Here is a 16,965-nt window from a genome sequence, read left to right as displayed (position 1 = left end):
CCCTGGAGGGGTTATGACTGAGACCTCGCAGCGCCCCCGTCCCCTTCGCGTACTCGCCGCCATGTCCGGCGGGGTCGACTCCGCCGTCGCCGCCGCCCGCGCCGCGGAAGCCGGCCACGACGTGACCGGCGTCCACCTCGCGCTCTCCGCGAACCCGCAGTCGTTCCGTACGGGCGCGCGGGGCTGTTGCACCATCGAGGACTCGCGCGACGCCCGCCGGGCCGCCGACGTCATCGGCATCCCCTTCTACGTCTGGGACCTCGCCGACCGCTTCCGCGAGGACGTCGTCGACGACTTCGTCGCCGAGTACGAGGCGGGCCGCACCCCGAACCCGTGTCTGCGCTGCAACGAGAAGATCAAGTTCGCCGCGCTGCTCGACAAGGCGCTGGCCCTCGGCTTCGACGCGGTCTGCACCGGCCACTACGCCCAGGTGGTCGTGGGCGAGGACGGCACGCGCGAGCTGCACCGGGCCTCCGACATGGCCAAGGACCAGTCGTACGTCCTCGGTGTGCTGGACGAGCGGCAGCTCGCGCACGCCCTGTTCCCGCTGGGCGACACGGTGACCACGAAGGACGAGATCCGCGCGGAGGCCGAGCGCAGGGGACTGGCGGTCGCCAAGAAGCCCGACTCGCACGACATCTGCTTCATCGCCGACGGCGACACCCAGGGTTTCCTCGCGAACCGTCTGGGCCGCGCGGAGGGCGCCATCGTCGACGAGTCCGGCTCGGTCGTGGGCACGCACGAGGGCGCGTACGGCTTCACCATCGGCCAGCGCAAGGGCCTGCGCATCGGCACCCCGGCCGCCGACGGCAAGCCGCGCTACGTCCTGGACATCTCTCCGGTGGACAACACGGTGACGGTCGGCCCGGCGGCCTCCCTCGACGTCAGCGCCCTGACCGCCGTACGCCCCCGCTGGTGCGGCACCGTCCCGTCCGGCCCCGGCACCTACACCGCCCAGCTCCGCGCCCACGGCGGCGAGACCGAGGTGACCGCCGAACTGACCGACGGCACCCTGGAGGTCTCCTTCACCGAACCGGTGCGGGGCGTCGCCCCCGGCCAGGCGATCGTCCTCTACGACGGCACGCGCGTGGTGGGGTCGGCGACGATCGCGACGACCGTGCGCGCGGCGACGGCGGCTGTCTGATCGTCAGGGGCCGGCTCCGGACGTCTCCGATGCGAACCTCACCATCCGCCGCCGAGTGGGCAGTTCACCGCGCTGCGAGCGGAACGACGACCGCGCGCATCTGTAGGGCGGCGTCCCCGTCACCGAAGTCGCCGCACCGCAGGACCAGTTCGCCGCGTACGACGTCGACACGACGTCGCTGTTCGCGGTAGGGGAGGACGCCCCCGCTCACCACGGCTTCCCGCCGGAGGGCCCGGAGGCGAGCGCGGCCCGCGTTCCCGCGCCGGCGGTATCGCGGAAGGCGGGGTGGCGGGGTTGCTGGAGGAGTTCGGTTATGGACGGTGTGCGTCGGGTGGTTCCCGAGGTGCGGTTGGGCGACGTGCCGTGCTGGGGATCAGAAGCGGTGCCTGGCCACATACCTGGCGATCGCCTGAGCTCCGCTTGGGGGGTTGGCGGAGAGGTGACGGCGGGAGCTCGGGAACCAGCGCGAACTTGGTGAAGCAGCGCGGAGTTGGTCAAGAGCGACTCGGCGGCCTGACACGCTCGTTGACCCGGAGCTTTCCTGCGTTCTCGCAACCTGAGCGGCGCGGTCCCGTGCCGGCGCCCTCCAGGGGGGAGCCTCCTTGCGGAAGTGTGACACTTCAGCGCCAGGTGTCACGCTTCCGCGCCTCACCCCCCGGTCCGGCCCAGCCTCACGCTCGTTCTGCTCCAGCAAGTGTTCGAGCTGCCCGCGCCACTCGCTTCCGAGCCGGAACCGGAAGCGCACCGCACGCCCTGCCCGCCAGGGACGGCAGGCGCGGCGGCGGTAGAGCCACCGGCAACAGGCGGCGAACAGCCCTTGGCGCACGTCCAGTGGAAGGCCACGACCACGCACCCCAGGAGGTGCAACGTGAGTACAGATGGCGACCGCAACCAGAACCGGAGCCAACGCCGGACCACGACCGCCCCCGCGCCCCCGAGCCCCACCATCAAGGGCCCGAACTCGCCCCCGCTGCACGCGATCCCCTACCTCCTCCCCGCCCTCGATCCCCTCACCGGCCTCGCGCACCCCCCACCCTTCCCCTTCACCGCCCCCTGGCACTACGAACTCCGCTTCCCCTGCGACCCGCGAGGTCCCGGCATCGCCCGCGTCACCCGTCGAGCCGTGCTCACCGCCCACGGACTGGCCGAACTCGCCGACCGTGCCGAGCTGTTGACGTCCGAGCTGGCGACGAACTCCGTACGGCACACCAAGGGCCCCGCCTCCGTGACGCTCCAGTGGCTGCACCCCGTACTGCGCGTCAGTGTCCGGGACATGAGCCCCGATCTGCCCGATCTGCCCGCGCTGCCCGGCCCGCTCGGGGCCCCGACCGTCTCACTGGGGGCCTACGCCGACGGCGGGCGCGGCCTGTTGATCCTCGGCAAGGTCGCCGACCGTTGGGGCGGTTGCGTGCCGTAGGCGACGAACCGCACCGCGGGCAGCGGACGACCCCGACGGCCCCGTCGGGCCCACCGGCCCCGGGCGCTGTGCCCGCCCCGACGCCCCGGCCCCTCTGTCGCCGAGTGACGACGTTCACCCCGTTCAAGCACCGCGGCCGCGCCGGCCGACGGAACCGACGCTCCCGACGGCCCTGGCCTCTCCGTCGCCGAGTGACCACGTTCACCCCGTACAACCACCGCATCATCCGGCCGCCCCGGCCAACGAAACCGATGCTGCCGGCAGTTGCTCCCAGTTCTGGTCGGTCTCGTCCTCGTCCTCGTCCGCGAACCGACCCACCTGAGGACGGTCGGTCATGGTGCCGCTTCTCGGCGTGCCACGAGCGCGGTCCTCACCGACTTCGACGATCTGAGGGAGCGGTTGGCGCGGGCTGTGGCGTGGAGCCGTAAGTCAGCCTCCGAAGAACTCCGCCAGCACCGGTGCCAGCACCTCCGGGTCCACCCGGTGGGTCTGCCCGTCCAGCGTGCGGTACGTGCCCCGGGGCGCCGTCTCGGCCACCACCCTGGTGGCGTCCTTGATCCACGCCTCGCTCGCGCCCCCGGCGACCGCCAGCACCGGCACGCCGATCGCGGCCACCCGCTCCCGGGGCACCAGGCCGTCGCCCAGTACGGCGTCGTCGTGGGCGAGGCTCGGGGCGACGGCCTCCATGCCGGGCCACCCGGGGGAGCGCCGCATGCCCGCGATCGCCTCCTCGGGCATGCCGGTGAGGGCGAGGAAGAGGGCGACCGCGTCACCGGGCCGGCCCTCCGCCAGCACCTGGTTCAGCTGCCGGGTGTACGCGGCGCGCTCCTCGCCGCTGCCGCCCCGGAAATCGGCGAACGGAGCCTCGTAGACGGCCACTTGACGGACCGGCAGACCGCTCGCCGCCGCCTCCAGGACGAGTGCGCCGCCCGAGGACATGCCCCACAGCGACGCCTCGCCCCCCACCGCCTCGACCAGCGCCGCGAGGTCCTCGACCTCGCGGGCGACCGCGTAGGGAGCGGTGTCGCCGCTCGCGCCGCGGCCCCGGCGGTCGTAGGCGACGACCGTGAAACGGTTCGCGAGGAGCGAGGCGACGGGCACCGTGGAGGCCCCCGTCGACATCGCGCCGCTCACCAGGATGACCGCCGGACCGTGTCCGACGACTTCGTACGCGATCGGAGTGCCGTCGCGGGAGATGGTCTTGTTGTCCATGCCAGGGGTGACTCCCGCGGGGCACGGAGTTAATCGGTCACACCACCTCGACTTCGTAGAAGCAGAGGTGGTCCTTGATCCGGGCCACGTCCGGCTTGGGGTCGGGGTACGCCCAGACCAGGTCGGCCGCGTCCGGCAGGGACCAGTAGGACGCGGTGCCCTTGAACGGGCAGTACGTGTGGGTGTCGGAGGGGGTCAGCAGATCCAGTCGTACGTCCTCGGCGGGGAGGTAGTAACGGACCGGAGAGCCGGTCTCCCTGAGGACGAGGGGCCGGTCGCTCTCGGCCAGCACCTGGTCGCCGTGGACGACCCGGACCCGCCGGTCGCCCTGTTCGATCGTGATCGTGTGTCCATCAGCCATACCGGAAGAGCACCCGCGGGGCCCCGGTTCTTCCCGCGTACGGTGATCGCATGAACATCTGCGTCTTCCTCTCCGCCGCCGACCTCGACGAGCGCTACACACGGCCCGCGAGGGAGTTCGCGGAACTCGTCGGCGCCGGCGGTCACACCCTGGTGTGGGGCGGCTCCGACGTCGGCCTGATGAAGGTCGTCGCCGACGGGGTGCACGAGACCGGCGGGCGGCTGCTCGGCGTCACCGTGGACTTCCTGGCGGCCACCGCGCGCGAGGGCGCCGACGAGATGGTCGTCACGGAGAGCCTCGCCGAGCGCAAGAGGCTGCTCCTCGCGAAGGCCGACGCCGTAGTGATCATGGTGGGCGGGACCGGGACGCTGGACGAGGCGACGGAGATCCTTGAGCTGAAGAAGCACGGCCACACCGCCATGCCCGTGGTGCTGCTCAACACGGAGGGCTTCTACGACGGCCTCAAGGAGCAGTTCCGGCGCATGGAGGACGAGGGATTCCTGCCCGTCCCGCTCACGGACCTGGTCTTCTTCGCCGAGGAGCCGGTGGGCGCGCTGGCCTACCTGGAGGAGAGCGTCGGCATCGAGTGATGCGAGCATGGCGGACATGGCTACACATGTGATCACCGGGGCGGGCTCGGGCATCGGCGCCGCCGTCACCCGCCGGCTGCACGCACGCGGGGACGAACTCGTGCTCCACGCGCGCGACGCGGGCCGCGCCAAGGAACTGGCCGCCGCCTACCCGGGCGCGCGGACCCTGGTCGGCGACCTCGCGGAGCCGGAGCGGCTCAGCTGGGCCTTCTCCCACCAGTCGCTCCCCGACCGGTTGGACGCCCTCCTGCACATCGCCGGAGTGGTCGACCTGGGCCCGGTCGGCGAACTCACCCCCAAGTCCTGGCGCCACCAGCTCGACGTCAACCTCGTCGCCCCCGCCGAACTGACCCGCCACTTCCTGCCCCAACTCCGCACCGCCCGCGGCCATGTGGTGTTCGTCAACTCCGGCGCGGGTCTGGCCGCCCACGCCGACTGGGCCGCGTACGCCGCCTCCAAGCACGGCCTGAAGGCGCTGGCCGACTCGCTCCGCCACGAGGAGCACGGCAACGGCGTCCGCGTCACCTCGGTCTACCCCGGCCGCACGGCCAGCCCCATGCAGGCCAAGGTCCACCAGCAGGAGGGCAAGGAGTACGACCCCGAGCGGTGGATCGACCCGGAGTCGGTCGCCACGGCGATCCTGATGGCGCTCGACCTGCCCCGCGACGCCGAGGTCAACGACCTGACGGTACGGCCGGGGCGCTGAGCGCGGCCGCCGGCGAAGGCTCGTAGGCGCTCCTGTCCTCAGCCGGACGGCGCCGACTCCGACGCTCGACCCGCCCGACGCCCGGCACCCGGCACCGCGCACCCGGCACCCGGCATCCTGTGCCGAAGTCGGTGAACGGCGCGCGCCAGGGGACGAGTTGGCGATCCCGACGACCGTGCCGGCCGAGTGCCTGGTCGGAGCCGGACGACATCCGACCGGCGGTCAGGGCGCTGCGGGCCGCCCGAGGCCATGGGCCGTGACAGGGCGGCCGGTCGCGCGCATACGATTCCGGTGTGAGCGAAAACAGCCAGTTCAGGTTCGGCCCGGCCACCGGCGTCGGCTCCCTGCCGGGCGATGACGCCCTTGAGGCCGTCAAAACCGCGACCGGCGCCGTGGAGGAGTTCCCCTTCCTGCCCGAGCTGCCCGCGCGCGGCCCCGGCGCCGACATGACCGGACGGACCGCGGGGCTGCTCGTCGACGTCTACGCGCGCGTGGAGCCCAGCGGCTGGCGGATCGGCGACCGGCCCGGCCGGGACACCAAGCGGGCGTGGGGGTGGCTGCGCCAGGACCTCGACGCGCTGGAGGAGCGCACCCAGGGCTACGAGGGCCCGCTGAAGGTGCAGGCCGTCGGCCCCTGGACGCTCGCCGCGAGCCTGGAGACGAGGAACGGCGAGGCCGCCCTCGCCGACCCCGGCGCCACCCGCGACCTCGCCGGTTCGCTCGCCGAAGGGCTGCGCAACCATCTCGGCGAGCTGCGCCGCCGCGTACCCGGCGCCCGCCTCGTGCTCCAGCTCGACGAACCGTCCCTCACCGCCGTGCTGCAAGGCCGGGTCAGGTCCGCCAGCGGCTACCGGACCTACCGGGCCGTCGACCGCCAGCTCGTCGAGGGCACCCTCCGCGACATCGTCGCGGTGCACGGCGAGGACCCGGTCGTCGTCCACTCCTGCGCGCCGGACGTCCCCTTCGCCCTGCTGCGGCGGGCGGGCGCGGCCGGGGTCTCCTTCGACTTCTCCCTCCTCACCGAGCGTGACGACGACGTGATCGGCGAGGCGGTGGAGGCGGGCACCCGGCTCTTCGCCGGTGTCGTCCCGGGCACGGACACCCCATTGTCAGACCCTGCCGGTAGCGTCATGGGGGTCAGGACGCTGTGGCGCAGGCTGGGGCTGCAACCGGGGCTTCTCACGGAGGCCGTCACCCTCACCCCGACGTGCGGACTCGCGGGAGCCTCCCCGGAGTACGCGCGCCAGGCGCTCGCCCACTGCGTCCGGGCGGCGAGATCCCTCGCGGACAACCCTGAGTAACGGGAGGACCATACGGTGGCCGGCGACAAGGAAGCGGAGACGACGGTGCCCACCGAGGCACGGGAGAAGCACGCGCAGCTCGCTGAGCGGATCGAGGAGCACCGCTTCCGGTACTACGTGAACGACGCCCCGGTCGTCAGCGACGCCGAGTTCGACAAGCTCCTGCGCGCCCTGGAGGCGCTGGAGGAGGAGTACCCGGAGCTGCGGACGCCGGACTCGCCGACGCAGAAGGTCGCGGGGGCGTACGAGACGGAGTTCACCTCCGTCCGCCACCCCTCCCGGATGCTCTCCCTGGACAACGCCTTCGACGACCTGGAGCTCGCGGCCTGGGCCGAGCGCGTCCACAAGGACGTCGGCGCCTCCGGCCACCACTTCCTGTGCGAACTCAAGGTCGACGGCCTCGCCGTCAACCTGACCTACGAGCACGGCCGTCTCGTGCGCGGCGCGACCCGCGGCGACGGCCGCACCGGTGAGGACATCACGCCCAACGTCCGCACGATCGCCGAGATCCCCGACCGGCTGACCGGTGACCGGGTCCCCGACCTGGTGGAGATCCGCGGCGAGGTCTTCTTCCCGATGGAGAAGTTCGAGGAGCTCAACGCCCGCCTGGTCGAGGCCGGCGACAAGCCCTTCGCCAACCCCCGTAACGCGGCGGCCGGTTCCCTGCGCCAGAAGGACCCCCGGGTCACCGCCGCCCGCCCGCTCCACATGGTCGTCCACGGCATCGGCACCCTGGAGGGCTTCGACGGCCTCGGCCGCCTCTCCCAGGCGTACGACCTGCTGAGCAGCTGGGGTCTGCCCACCTCCCCGCACAACAGGGTGGTCGAAGACCTCGACGGCGTACGGGAGTTCATCGCGTACTACGGCGAGAACCGGCACTCCGTGGCGCACGAGATCGACGGCGTGGTCGTCAAGCTCGACGAGATCCCGCTCCAGGGCCGCCTCGGCTCCACCTCCCGCGCGCCGCGCTGGGCGATCGCGTACAAGTACGCGCCGGAGGAGGTCAACACCAAGCTCCTCAACATCCGTGTGGGCGTGGGCCGTACGGGCCGGGTCACCCCGTACGCCCAGGTCGAGCCGGTCACCGTGGCCGGCTCCGAGGTCGAGTTCGCCACCCTGCACAACCAGGAGGTCGTCAAGGCCAAGGGCGTCCTCATCGGCGACACGGTGGTGCTGCGCAAGGCCGGTGACGTCATCCCGGAGATCCTCGGGCCGGTCGCCGACCTGCGCGACGGCAGCGAGCGGGAGTTCGTGATGCCGGCCGAGTGCCCCGAGTGCGGCACACCGCTCAGGCCGATGAAAGAGGGCGACATCGACCTGCGCTGCCCCAACGCCCGTGCCTGCCCTGCCCAGTTGCGCGAGCGGCTCTTCTACCTCGGCGGCCGCAAGGCACTCGACATCGACCACTTCGGCTACGTCTCGGCGGCGGCCCTCACCAAACCGCTGGAGCCGGCCGAGCCGCCGCTCGCGGACGAGGGCGACCTGTTCGACCTCACCATCGAGCGGCTGCTGCCCATCAAGGCGTACGTCCTCGACCAGGACAGCGGGCTGCCCAAGCGCGACCCGAAGACCGGCGAGGAGAAGATCGTCACCGTCTTCGCCAACCAGCAGGGCGAGCCGAAGAAGAACGCGCTCGCCATGCTGGAGACCATCGCGGCGGCCAGGGAGCGCCCGCTCGCCCGGATCCTCACCGGCCTGTCGATCCGTCACGTCGGCCCGGTCGCCGCCGAGGCGCTGGCCCGCGAGTTCCGCTCGATCGAGCGTATCGAGCAGGCCGGTGAGGAGGAACTGGCGACCACGGACGGGGTCGGTCCGATCATCGCCGCCTCCCTCAAGGAGTGGTTCGCCGAGGACTGGCATCAGGAGATCCTGCGCAAGTGGCGGGCGGCCGGCGTCCGGATGGAGGACGAGCGGTCCGAGGCCGACGAGGGCCCGCGCCCGCTCGAAGGGCTGACCGTGGTGGTCACCGGCACCCTGGAACACTTCACCCGCGACGGCGCCACCGAGGCGCTCCAGAGCCGGGGGGCGAAGGTGACCGGTTCGGTCTCCAAGAAGACCTCGTTCGTCGTGGTGGGCGACAACCCCGGTTCGAAGTACGACAAGGCGATGCAGGTCAAGGTGCCCGTGCTGAACGAGGACGGCTTCACCGTCCTGCTGGAGCGGGGACCGGAAGCCGCCGCCGAAGTCGCGCTGCCGGCCGAGGCCGAGGCCGAGGCTGAGGTCGAGGCTGAGGAGTAGTGAGGCGCAGCGGGGAGCAGCCGGGGATACCGGGAGTACCGAGGAGCAGCGGGGGCGGTGGTTGAAGGTCACCCGATCGGCGCATACCAGATGCATACGGGTGGCTGGGGCGCATTCGGGCAACCGTCGGCGACCGCTGCCCCTGGAAGCCTTCCGCGGCCTACTGTTGACGTGTGCGCCTGCCGTGCCCGGCTGCGGTTGGCGCATCCCCCTGCTTCTGGAGGGTCGGGGGAGGGGTTTCCCCACACGGCCCCGTTGACGGATGTCGGGCATCGGGCCGTGTGGCGTGGACACCGCCGGCTGTGAGAGGGACGGGAATGGAACCGACCGAGAGCGCCGCCCCGGACTCACGGCTGCGCCGGCTGGCCGACGCCGTGCGCGGGAGCCGTACGGTGGCGCCGAGTTCGGGGCCGAGACCGGGGCCGAATTCGCGGCCCCCGGGCACGGAGGGGCGGATCGCCGGACAGTTCGGCGCACCGGACGCGCGCTCCGCCCACCTCACCGCCGAGCACTCCCCGGGCGGAACGGGCGCCGCACCACGGCGTCGGCTCTCCTGGCCCGCACTGCCCACCACGGTCGTCGCGGCGGCCACCGTCGTCCTCGGCGCCGGCTTCTGCCGCGCCTTCACCGGCCACCACGCGCTCTTCCCGGCCGGCACGGTCGGCTGGTCGCTGGCCGTGCTGACCGGCGTCATCGTCGGCCACCTGGTCGCGCTCGGCCGCGCCCGCTGGTGGGGCGGCACCGGCTCGGGCGCCGCCCTCACCCTCGCCGTACTGCTGCTCTTCGGGTGGGTGCCCGCCGGGATGGTCAGCCTCACCGTCGTCGTCCTGGTCGGCGCCGCCCGGCGCAACCGCTGGCGGCAGGGCGTGCTGCACGGCGCGGTCGACATCCTCGGCATCGGCACCGGCGCGCTGCTGCTCTACGCCTTCGGCCGGGTGCCGACCGTCGAGCACCCCTGGTCCCCCGCCACCTGGACCGCCTGCACCGCCCTGGAGGTGGTGCTCGTCGCCGTCGCGTATCTCGCCGTCACCCGTGTCCTGCTCTGGTTCGTGCACGCCCCGCACCACGACGGACTGCCCACCGTCGCCCGCACCGCCCTGGTCAGACAGGGCCTGGTCGCCGTCGCGCTGCTCGGTATCGCCCCGCTGATCTGCGTGGTCGCCGTCGCCCGGCCGGTGCTGCTGCCGCTCTTCTCGATCCCTCTCGTCGCGCTCGACTCCACCCTGTGGATGGCAAGAGCCCGGGCCGAGGAACAGCTGCGCGATCCGCTGACCGGACTGCCGAACCGGCAGTGGCTGCTGGAGCGCATCTGGACCGCCCTCGACGACGCCGAACGCATCGGCGCCCGGTCCGCCCTGATGCTGATCGACCTGGACCGGTTCCGTTCGGTCAACGACACCCTGGGCCACCTCGCGGGGGACCGGCTGCTGCTCCAGATAGCGGACCGGCTGCGGGTGACGCTGCCGCGCGGGGCGGAGGCGGCGCGGCTCGGCGGCGACGAGTTCGCCGTGTTACTGCCGGTCGCCGACTCCATCACGTCCGCGAACCGGGTCGCCCGCGGCATCGTGACCGCGCTCAGCTCCCCGCTCGACCTCGACGGCCTGACGCTCGTCCTGGAGGCCAGCGCCGGCGTCGCCGTCTTCCCCGACCACGCGCTCGACGCCGAGGGGCTGCTGCGCCGGGCGGACGTGGCGATGTACCAGGCGAAGCGGGACCGTACGGGCGTAGAGGTCTACGAGTCCAAGCGGGACTCCAACACCCCCGACCGGCTGGGGCTCCTGGGTGATCTGCGCCGGGCGCTCGACGCGCACGAGGTGCAGTTGCACTACCAGCCCAAGGTCCGCTTCGACGGGCAGGTCGCCGGACTGGAGGCGCTCGTGCGGTGGGTGCACCCCGAGCGGGGGAGGGTGCCGCCGGACGAGTTCATAGCGATCGCCGAGTCGTCCGGGCTCATGCCGCACCTCACCGAGTACGTGCTGGACACGGCGCTCGGCCAGGTCGCCAGGTGGCGGGCGCAGGGGCTGTACGTACCGGTGGCGGTCAACGTGTCGCCGCGCGATGTGCACACGCCAGGCTTCGCGGGTTCGGTGGCCGCGCGGCTCGCCCGGCACGGGGTTCCGGCGGCCTCGCTCCAGCTGGAGATCACGGAACACGTCCTCCTGGAGGACCCGCAACGGGCCGCCGACACCCTCGCCGGGCTCACCGGACACGGCGTGAAGATGTCCCTGGACGACTTCGGCACCGGCTACTCCTCGCTGGTGCACCTGCGGCGACTGCCCGTCAGCGAGCTGAAGATCGACCGTTCCTTCGTGGCCCGGCTGGCCATCGACAACGAGGACGCGGAGATCGTGCGCTGCACGGTCGACCTCGCCCACTCGCTCGGACTGCTCGTCGTCGCCGAGGGCGTGGAGGACGACGAGACGTGGGAGCGACTGCGCGACCTCGGCTGCGACGCCGTACAGGGGTGGCTGGTCGCGGCGGCGATGCCCGCGGACGAGACGACGGCGTGGCTGCGGGCGCGCGGGTCGCGCGGCTGGCAGCGCCCCAGGGCCGCGCTCCCGGCGGCCACGGCCGAAGACCCGGGCCGAATCGGCTAGAACGGTTCCGCAGGCACGCGAAACCGGCCCCCGAGGCGGCCGGTCCGCCCCCACCGCACCCGCCCCGGAGCCGCGCCGGACCCCACCCCACGCGGCCCGTCCCCGCCCGTCGTGCAGGGACCCGCGCGCCCGGGGAACGGCTCCCGGGGAAACCGTTTAACGGCCGGGGCGCCGCGCCCCATAGGATTGGCCCCACACCACACGCACTCACCCCAGAGGAACGCCGCATGCCTGGCATCACGCGCGAGGAGGTCGCCCACCTCGCCCGGCTGGCGCGTCTGGAGCTGAAGCCCGAAGAGCTCGAACACTTCGCGGGACAGCTGGACGACATCATCGGCGCGGTCGCCCGCGTCAGCGAGGTCGCCGACCAAGACGTACCGCCGACCTCCCACCCGCTCCCGCTGACGAACGTCATGCGCGCGGACGAGGTCCGTCCCTCGCTCACCCCCGAGCAGGCGCTCTCCGGCGCCCCGGCCCAGGAGCAGCAGCGTTTCAAGGTGCCGCAGATCCTGGGGGAGGACTAGAACACCATGACGGCCAACAAGCACGACTACTGCATCAAGCTCACCGCGTCCGAGATCGCCGGGAAGATCGCCGCCGGCGAACTCACCGCTGTCGAGGTCACCGAGGCCCACCTGGCCCGTATCGAGGCCGTCGACGAGAAGGTGCACGCCTTCCTGCACGTCGACCGCGAGGGCGCCCTCGCGCAGGCCCGCGCCGTCGACGAGAAGCGGGCGCGCGGCGAGAAGCTCGGCCCGTTGGCCGGCGTCCCGCTCGCGCTCAAGGACATCTTCACCACCGAGGGCATCCCGACCACGGTCGGCTCCAAGATCCTCGAAGGCTGGATCCCGCCGTACGACGCGACGCTCACCAAGCGGCTGAAGGCCGCCGACGTCGTCATCCTCGGCAAGACCAACATGGACGAGTTCGCCATGGGGTCCTCGACCGAGAACAGCGCCTACGGCCCGACCGGCAACCCGTGGGACCTCACCCGCATCCCCGGCGGCTCCGGCGGCGGCTCCTCCGCGGCCCTGGCCTCGTACCAGTCGCCGCTCGCCATCGGCACCGACACCGGCGGCTCCATCCGCCAGCCGGCCGCCGTCACCGGCACGGTCGGCGTCAAGCCGACGTACGGCGCGGTATCCCGGTACGGCATGGTCGCCTTCTCCTCCTCCCTCGACCAGGGCGGTCCCTGCGCCCGTACGGTCCTGGACGCGGCGCTCCTGCACGAGGTCATCGCCGGGCACGACCCGCTGGACTCCACCTCGATCGACGCCCCGGTCCCGCCGGTCGTCGAGGCGGCCCGCAACGGCAGTGTCGAGGGCATGCGCGTCGGCGTCGTCAAGCAGTTCCGCGGCGAGGGCTACCAGGCCGGCGTCATCCAGCGCTTCGACGAGTCCGTCGCCCTCCTGAAGGAGCTGGGCGCGGAGATCGTCGAGCTGGACTGCCCGTCCTTCGACCTCGCCCTGTCGGCGTACTACCTGATCGCGCCGTCCGAGTGCTCCTCCAACCTCGCCCGCTTCGACGGCCTGCGGTACGGCCGGCGCACCGGCGACGACGGTACGCACTCCGCCGAGGAGGTCACCTCCCTCACCCGTGAGGCGGGCTTCGGCCCCGAGGTCAAGCGCCGCATCATGCTCGGCACCTACGCCCTCTCCAGCGGCTACTACGACGCGTACTACGGCAGCGCCCAGAAGGTCCGTACGCTCATCACCCGCGACTTCGAGAAGGCCTTCGAGCAGGTCGACGTGATCGTCTCGCCGACCACGCCCACCACCGCCTTCCCGATCGGCGAGCGCGCCGACGACCCGATGGCGATGTACCTGGCGGACCTGTGCACCATCCCGACCAACCTGGCGGGCAACGCGGCCATGTCGCTGCCCTGCGGTCTCGCGCCGGAGGACAACCTGCCGGTCGGGCTGCAGATCATCGCCCCCGCGCTGAAGGACGACCGGCTCTACAAGGTCGGCGCCGCCGTCGAGGCCGCCTTCGTGGAAAAGTGGGGGCACCCGCTGCTTGAGGAGGCTCCGTCGCTGTGAGCAACACGCTGTCGAAGGCCAAGGGCTTCAAGAAGTCCCGGTCCGGCACTTACCTGTCCATGGCCACCACCGTGTTCGGCGCCCTCGGCGTCGCGAAGTCGATCAAGAAGGCCCGCACCGAGCAGGACACCCTGCGGCTGATCGACGCGGCCGTGTCCGCCGTCTCCATCGTCACCGGCCTCGCCATCCTGTACCGCGAGCTGAAGCGGCTGGGCGACGACGACGTCCTGCTGGGCTGAGAGGGAAGTTCACCGTGACCACCACGACCGACCTGGTGTCGTACGAGGACGCGCTGGCGTCGTACGACCCCGTCATGGGCCTTGAGGTCCATGTCGAACTCGGCACCAGGACCAAGATGTTCTGCGGCTGTTCGACCGAGCTGGGCGCCGAGCCCAACTCCCAGACCTGCCCGATCTGCCTCGGCATGCCCGGCGCGCTCCCGGTCGTCAACGCGATCGGCGTCGAGTCGGCGATCAAGATCGGTCTCGCGCTGAACTGCGAGATCGCCGAGTGGTGCCGCTTCGCCCGGAAGAACTACTTCTATCCGGACATGCCGAAGAACTTCCAGACCTCCCAGTACGACGAGCCGATCGCTTTCAACGGCTACCTCGACGTCGAGCTGGAGGACGGCGAGACCTTCCGGGTGCAGATCGAGCGCGCCCACATGGAGGAGGACACCGGCAAGTCGACGCACGTCGGCGGCGCGACGGGCCGTATCCACGGCGCCTCGCACTCGCTCCTCGACTACAACCGCGCCGGCATCCCGCTGATCGAGATCGTCACCAAGCCGATCGAGGGCGCCGGCGCGCGCGCCCCCGAGGTCGCCAAGGCCTACGTCGCCGAGCTGCGCGAGCTGATCCGGGCGCTCGGTGTCTCCGACGCCCGGATGGAGCAGGGCCAGATGCGCTGCGACGTGAACCTGTCGCTGCGCCCGCACGGCCGGGAGAAGTTCGGTACGCGGAGCGAGACCAAGAACGTCAACTCGCTGCGTTCCGTGGAGCGTGCCGCCCGCTTCGAGATCCAGCGCCACGCCGCGGTGCTGGACTCCGGCGGCACGATCATCCAGGAGACCCGCCACTTCCACGAGGACACCGGGTCCACGACCTCGGGCCGGGTGAAGGAGGAGGCCGAGGACTACCGGTACTTCCCCGAGCCCGACCTCGTCCCCGTCGCGCCGTCCCGCGCCTGGGTCGAGGAGCTGCGTGCCGGGCTGCCCGAGCAGCCGCTGGCCCGCCGCAACCGGCTGCGCGAGGAGTGGGGCGTCAGCGCCTTCGACATGCAGTCGATCCTCAACGCCGGCGCCATCGACCCGATCGTCGCCACGATCGAGGCCGGCGCCGACGCGGCGTCCGCCCGCAAGTGGTGGATGGGCGAACTCGCCCGCAGCGCCAACGAGTCGGGCAAGGCGCTCGACGAGCTGGCCATCACGCCGGAGCAGGTCGCCCGGGTCGCCGCGCTGGTGAGCGCCGGCGAACTCAACGACAAGCTGGCCCGCCAGGTCATCGAGGCCGTGCTGGCCGGCGAGGGCACCCCGGACGAGGTCGTCGAGAAGCGCGGTCTGAAGGTCGTCTCCGACGAGGGCGCGCTGACCGCCGCGGTCAGCGAGGCGATCGCCGGCAACCCGGGCATCGCCGAGAAGATCCGCGGCGGCAAGGTGGCCGCGGCCGGCGCCCTGGTCGGTGCCGTCATGAAGGCCACCCGGGGCCAGGCCGACGCGGCCCGCGTCAAGGAACTCGTCCTGGAGCAGCTGGGCGTCAGCGAGGGCTGACCCAGCGGCACGGCCTGATCCCCGGGGGGACGCATCGGAAGCCGATGCGTCCCCCCGGAGCCGTGCCCGGACGTGTGAGCGGACGCGTGCCCGGACGTGTGCCCGGACACGGTGCCTGCCCCGCCGCCGCCCCCTCCCCACGTCCTCGCGACCTACGACGGCACCGAACCCACCGGTGCCGCGCCGCCCGTGAGAGGCTGGCCGCCGCGACGGACGCCGAGGTGGCGGACGTACTGGCGAAGGGGCGGGAGCCGGATGTACGCGATTTCCCTGGGCGACGGTGCGGAGCTACGTCCGCTGGAGCCGTGGCACGCGGAGGAGTTCCTGGCCCATCTGGACCGGGGGCGGGAGTTCATCGGACAGTTCATCGCCTTCGGAGCCAAGGAGACGGACGTCGACTCCGCGCGGGCCATGCTCCAGCGGTACGCCGACCTGCGCGCCGCCGACAGCGCGTCCCTGCACGGCATCTGGCTGGACGGGACGCTCGTGGGCGGAGTCCTCTTCCTCAACTTCCATGCGGACCAAGGCAATTGCGAGGTCGGCTGCTGGCTGGAACCCGCCGGCACCGGACGCGGGCTGATCACCCGGGCGATGCGGGTCCTCATCGACTTCGCGATCGAGCGGCGCGGTATCCACCGCGTCGAGTGGGTCGCCGCCGCGGGCAACGTACCGAGCCTGAACGTGGCCCGCCGACTCGGTATGACCAGGGACGGAGTGCACCGCGAGGCCCACCCCTACGGTGGCGTACGGCACGACTTGGAAGTGTGGTCGGTGCTGGCCCCGGAGTGGCGCGAGGCACGCGCGCGTCACGCGCACAGCGATCATTAAGGAACCTCTCAGACAGCATCCGTACGGTGCGACGCATGGGTACCAAGACTGTTGACGAGGCCGCGAACGAGGCCACCGAGGTGAAGAGCGACGCGGAGACCGTCGACGTCGCCAAGACCGACCAGGAAGTGACCGCGAAGGAAGCCGGCGAGCGCCCCGAGGACGGGACCGCCGGGACCGTCGAGGAGGACGACGTCACCGACGAGGAGCTCGCGGCGTACGCCGCCGAGGCGGCGCGCGCCCAGGAGGGCAACCCCGGTGTCGGCCAGGGCGCCGCCGCCGTGGTCTCCGCGGCGCTCGGCTTCGTCTCGCTCTCCGGTGGCTGGATCGGCACCGTCGCCGCCGCCCGCGAGACGCTCGTCGGCCAGCTCCGGACCTCGTCCAGCGCGAGCGTCACCACCCAGATCAAGGAGGTCTACGGCGACGCGTGGCACACCACCGCGCTCTGGGCCGGCCTCTTCGCGCTGGTCGCCGCGATCGTCGGCGTGGTGGTCCTGGTCCGGCCCGCCTTCGGCACCCCCGGCAGGCCGCAGGCCACCTGGATCAAGTCGGTCGCCTGGGCCGGTGTCTCGCTCGGTGTCCTCGGCCTGCTGCTGGCGGTCCTCAAGTACACCGACATCCTGCTCAGCCTCCCGTCGGCGAGCTGACGACAGGGACGTACCGCCGCAGGTCCTCAGGGGTCCCGGGCCGCTCCGTAAGCATGCTTACGGAAATACGAATAGTCTACGTGCCGCGGGGATCGCCTCCCATGAAAGGGCGTACCA

At 72.1% G+C, this 16,965-nt stretch carries 16 protein-coding genes; 13 read left to right on the top strand and 3 right to left on the bottom strand.

Annotated elements, in window-relative coordinates:
• The first annotated feature begins 13 nt into the window (after positions 1–13).
• On the top strand, positions 14–1,144 hold the full coding sequence (mnmA, locus tag ABZT12_RS33075) for a tRNA 2-thiouridine(34) synthase MnmA (RefSeq protein WP_356391448.1): 1,131 nt from the start codon (positions 14–16) through the stop codon (positions 1,142–1,144).
• A 64-nt stretch (positions 1,145–1,208) separates the two neighbouring features.
• On the opposite strand, the gene ABZT12_RS33070 is transcribed toward mnmA, so the two are convergent.
• On the bottom strand, positions 1,209–1,355 hold the full coding sequence (locus ABZT12_RS33070) for a hypothetical protein (protein WP_356391446.1): 147 nt from the start codon (positions 1,353–1,355) through the stop codon (positions 1,209–1,211).
• Between the two features lie 657 nt (positions 1,356–2,012).
• Here ABZT12_RS33070 and ABZT12_RS33065 point away from each other — a divergent pair.
• Entirely contained in the window at positions 2,013–2,561 is a 549-nt protein-coding gene (locus ABZT12_RS33065) for an ATP-binding protein (protein ID WP_356391444.1), read from the top strand.
• Between the two features lie 429 nt (positions 2,562–2,990).
• Here the strand turns inward: ABZT12_RS33065 and ABZT12_RS33060 are convergent, their stop codons facing one another.
• Positions 2,991–3,773 (bottom strand): alpha/beta hydrolase, encoded by a 783-nt coding sequence (locus tag ABZT12_RS33060; RefSeq protein ID WP_356391442.1) that lies wholly within the window; start codon positions 3,771–3,773, stop codon positions 2,991–2,993.
• Positions 3,774–3,810: 37 nt separating this feature from the next.
• Positions 3,811–4,134 carry a DUF427 domain-containing protein gene (locus ABZT12_RS33055; RefSeq protein WP_356391439.1) on the bottom strand — a complete coding sequence of 108 codons (324 nt, stop codon included), beginning with the start codon at positions 4,132–4,134 and terminating at the stop codon, positions 3,811–3,813.
• A 50-nt stretch (positions 4,135–4,184) separates the two neighbouring features.
• On the opposite strand from ABZT12_RS33055, the gene ABZT12_RS33050 reads away from it, so the two are divergent.
• The 11 genes from ABZT12_RS33050 (at position 4,185) to ABZT12_RS33000 (ending at position 16,848) form a co-directional block, all read left to right on the top strand.
• Positions 4,185–4,724, top strand: a complete 540-nt coding sequence (locus ABZT12_RS33050) for a TIGR00730 family Rossman fold protein (RefSeq protein WP_356391437.1) — start codon at positions 4,185–4,187, stop codon at positions 4,722–4,724.
• A 7-nt stretch (positions 4,725–4,731) separates the two neighbouring features.
• Complete coding sequence (locus ABZT12_RS33045; RefSeq protein WP_356391435.1) at positions 4,732–5,430, top strand: SDR family oxidoreductase; 699 nt, start codon at positions 4,732–4,734, stop codon at positions 5,428–5,430.
• A 293-nt stretch (positions 5,431–5,723) separates the two neighbouring features.
• On the top strand, positions 5,724–6,731 hold the full coding sequence (locus tag ABZT12_RS33040) for a methionine synthase (RefSeq protein WP_356391433.1): 1,008 nt from the start codon (positions 5,724–5,726) through the stop codon (positions 6,729–6,731).
• Between the two features lie 15 nt (positions 6,732–6,746).
• Positions 6,747–8,969: an NAD-dependent DNA ligase LigA gene (ligA, locus tag ABZT12_RS33035; RefSeq protein WP_356391431.1), complete on the top strand. Its 2,223-nt coding sequence runs from the start codon at positions 6,747–6,749 to the stop codon at positions 8,967–8,969.
• 317 nt (positions 8,970–9,286) lie between these two features.
• Positions 9,287–11,566: a bifunctional diguanylate cyclase/phosphodiesterase gene (locus ABZT12_RS33030; RefSeq protein WP_356391429.1), complete on the top strand. Its 2,280-nt coding sequence runs from the start codon at positions 9,287–9,289 to the stop codon at positions 11,564–11,566.
• Between the two features lie 227 nt (positions 11,567–11,793).
• Positions 11,794–12,090: an Asp-tRNA(Asn)/Glu-tRNA(Gln) amidotransferase subunit GatC gene (gatC, locus tag ABZT12_RS33025; protein WP_007384860.1), complete on the top strand. Its 297-nt coding sequence runs from the start codon at positions 11,794–11,796 to the stop codon at positions 12,088–12,090.
• 6 nt (positions 12,091–12,096) lie between these two features.
• On the top strand, positions 12,097–13,605 hold the full coding sequence (gene gatA, locus ABZT12_RS33020) for an Asp-tRNA(Asn)/Glu-tRNA(Gln) amidotransferase subunit GatA (RefSeq protein WP_356391427.1): 1,509 nt from the start codon (positions 12,097–12,099) through the stop codon (positions 13,603–13,605).
• Complete coding sequence (locus ABZT12_RS33015) at positions 13,602–13,844, top strand: hypothetical protein (RefSeq protein ID WP_356391425.1); 243 nt, start codon at positions 13,602–13,604, stop codon at positions 13,842–13,844. Before gatA ends, ABZT12_RS33015 begins: the two co-directional genes overlap by 4 nt.
• Positions 13,845–13,858: 14 nt before the next feature.
• Positions 13,859–15,373, top strand: coding sequence for an Asp-tRNA(Asn)/Glu-tRNA(Gln) amidotransferase subunit GatB (gene gatB / locus ABZT12_RS33010; protein ID WP_356391423.1), 1,515 nt, complete (start codon positions 13,859–13,861; stop codon positions 15,371–15,373).
• A gap of 255 nt (positions 15,374–15,628) precedes the next feature.
• Positions 15,629–16,201 (top strand): GNAT family protein, encoded by a 573-nt coding sequence (locus tag ABZT12_RS33005; protein ID WP_356391421.1) that lies wholly within the window; start codon positions 15,629–15,631, stop codon positions 16,199–16,201.
• A 35-nt stretch (positions 16,202–16,236) separates the two neighbouring features.
• Positions 16,237–16,848, top strand: coding sequence for a hypothetical protein (locus ABZT12_RS33000; protein ID WP_356391419.1), 612 nt, complete (start codon positions 16,237–16,239; stop codon positions 16,846–16,848).
• Positions 16,849–16,965: the final 117 nt, after the last annotated feature.

The sequence above is a fragment of the Streptomyces sp. NPDC005423 genome (genome assembly GCF_040606415.1).
In the GTDB taxonomy this organism is placed as follows: Bacteria; Actinomycetota; Actinomycetes; order Streptomycetales; family Streptomycetaceae; genus Streptomyces.
Note: the sequence above shows the minus strand (reverse complement) of the source record. Positions and strands in the feature narration are given on the sequence as shown.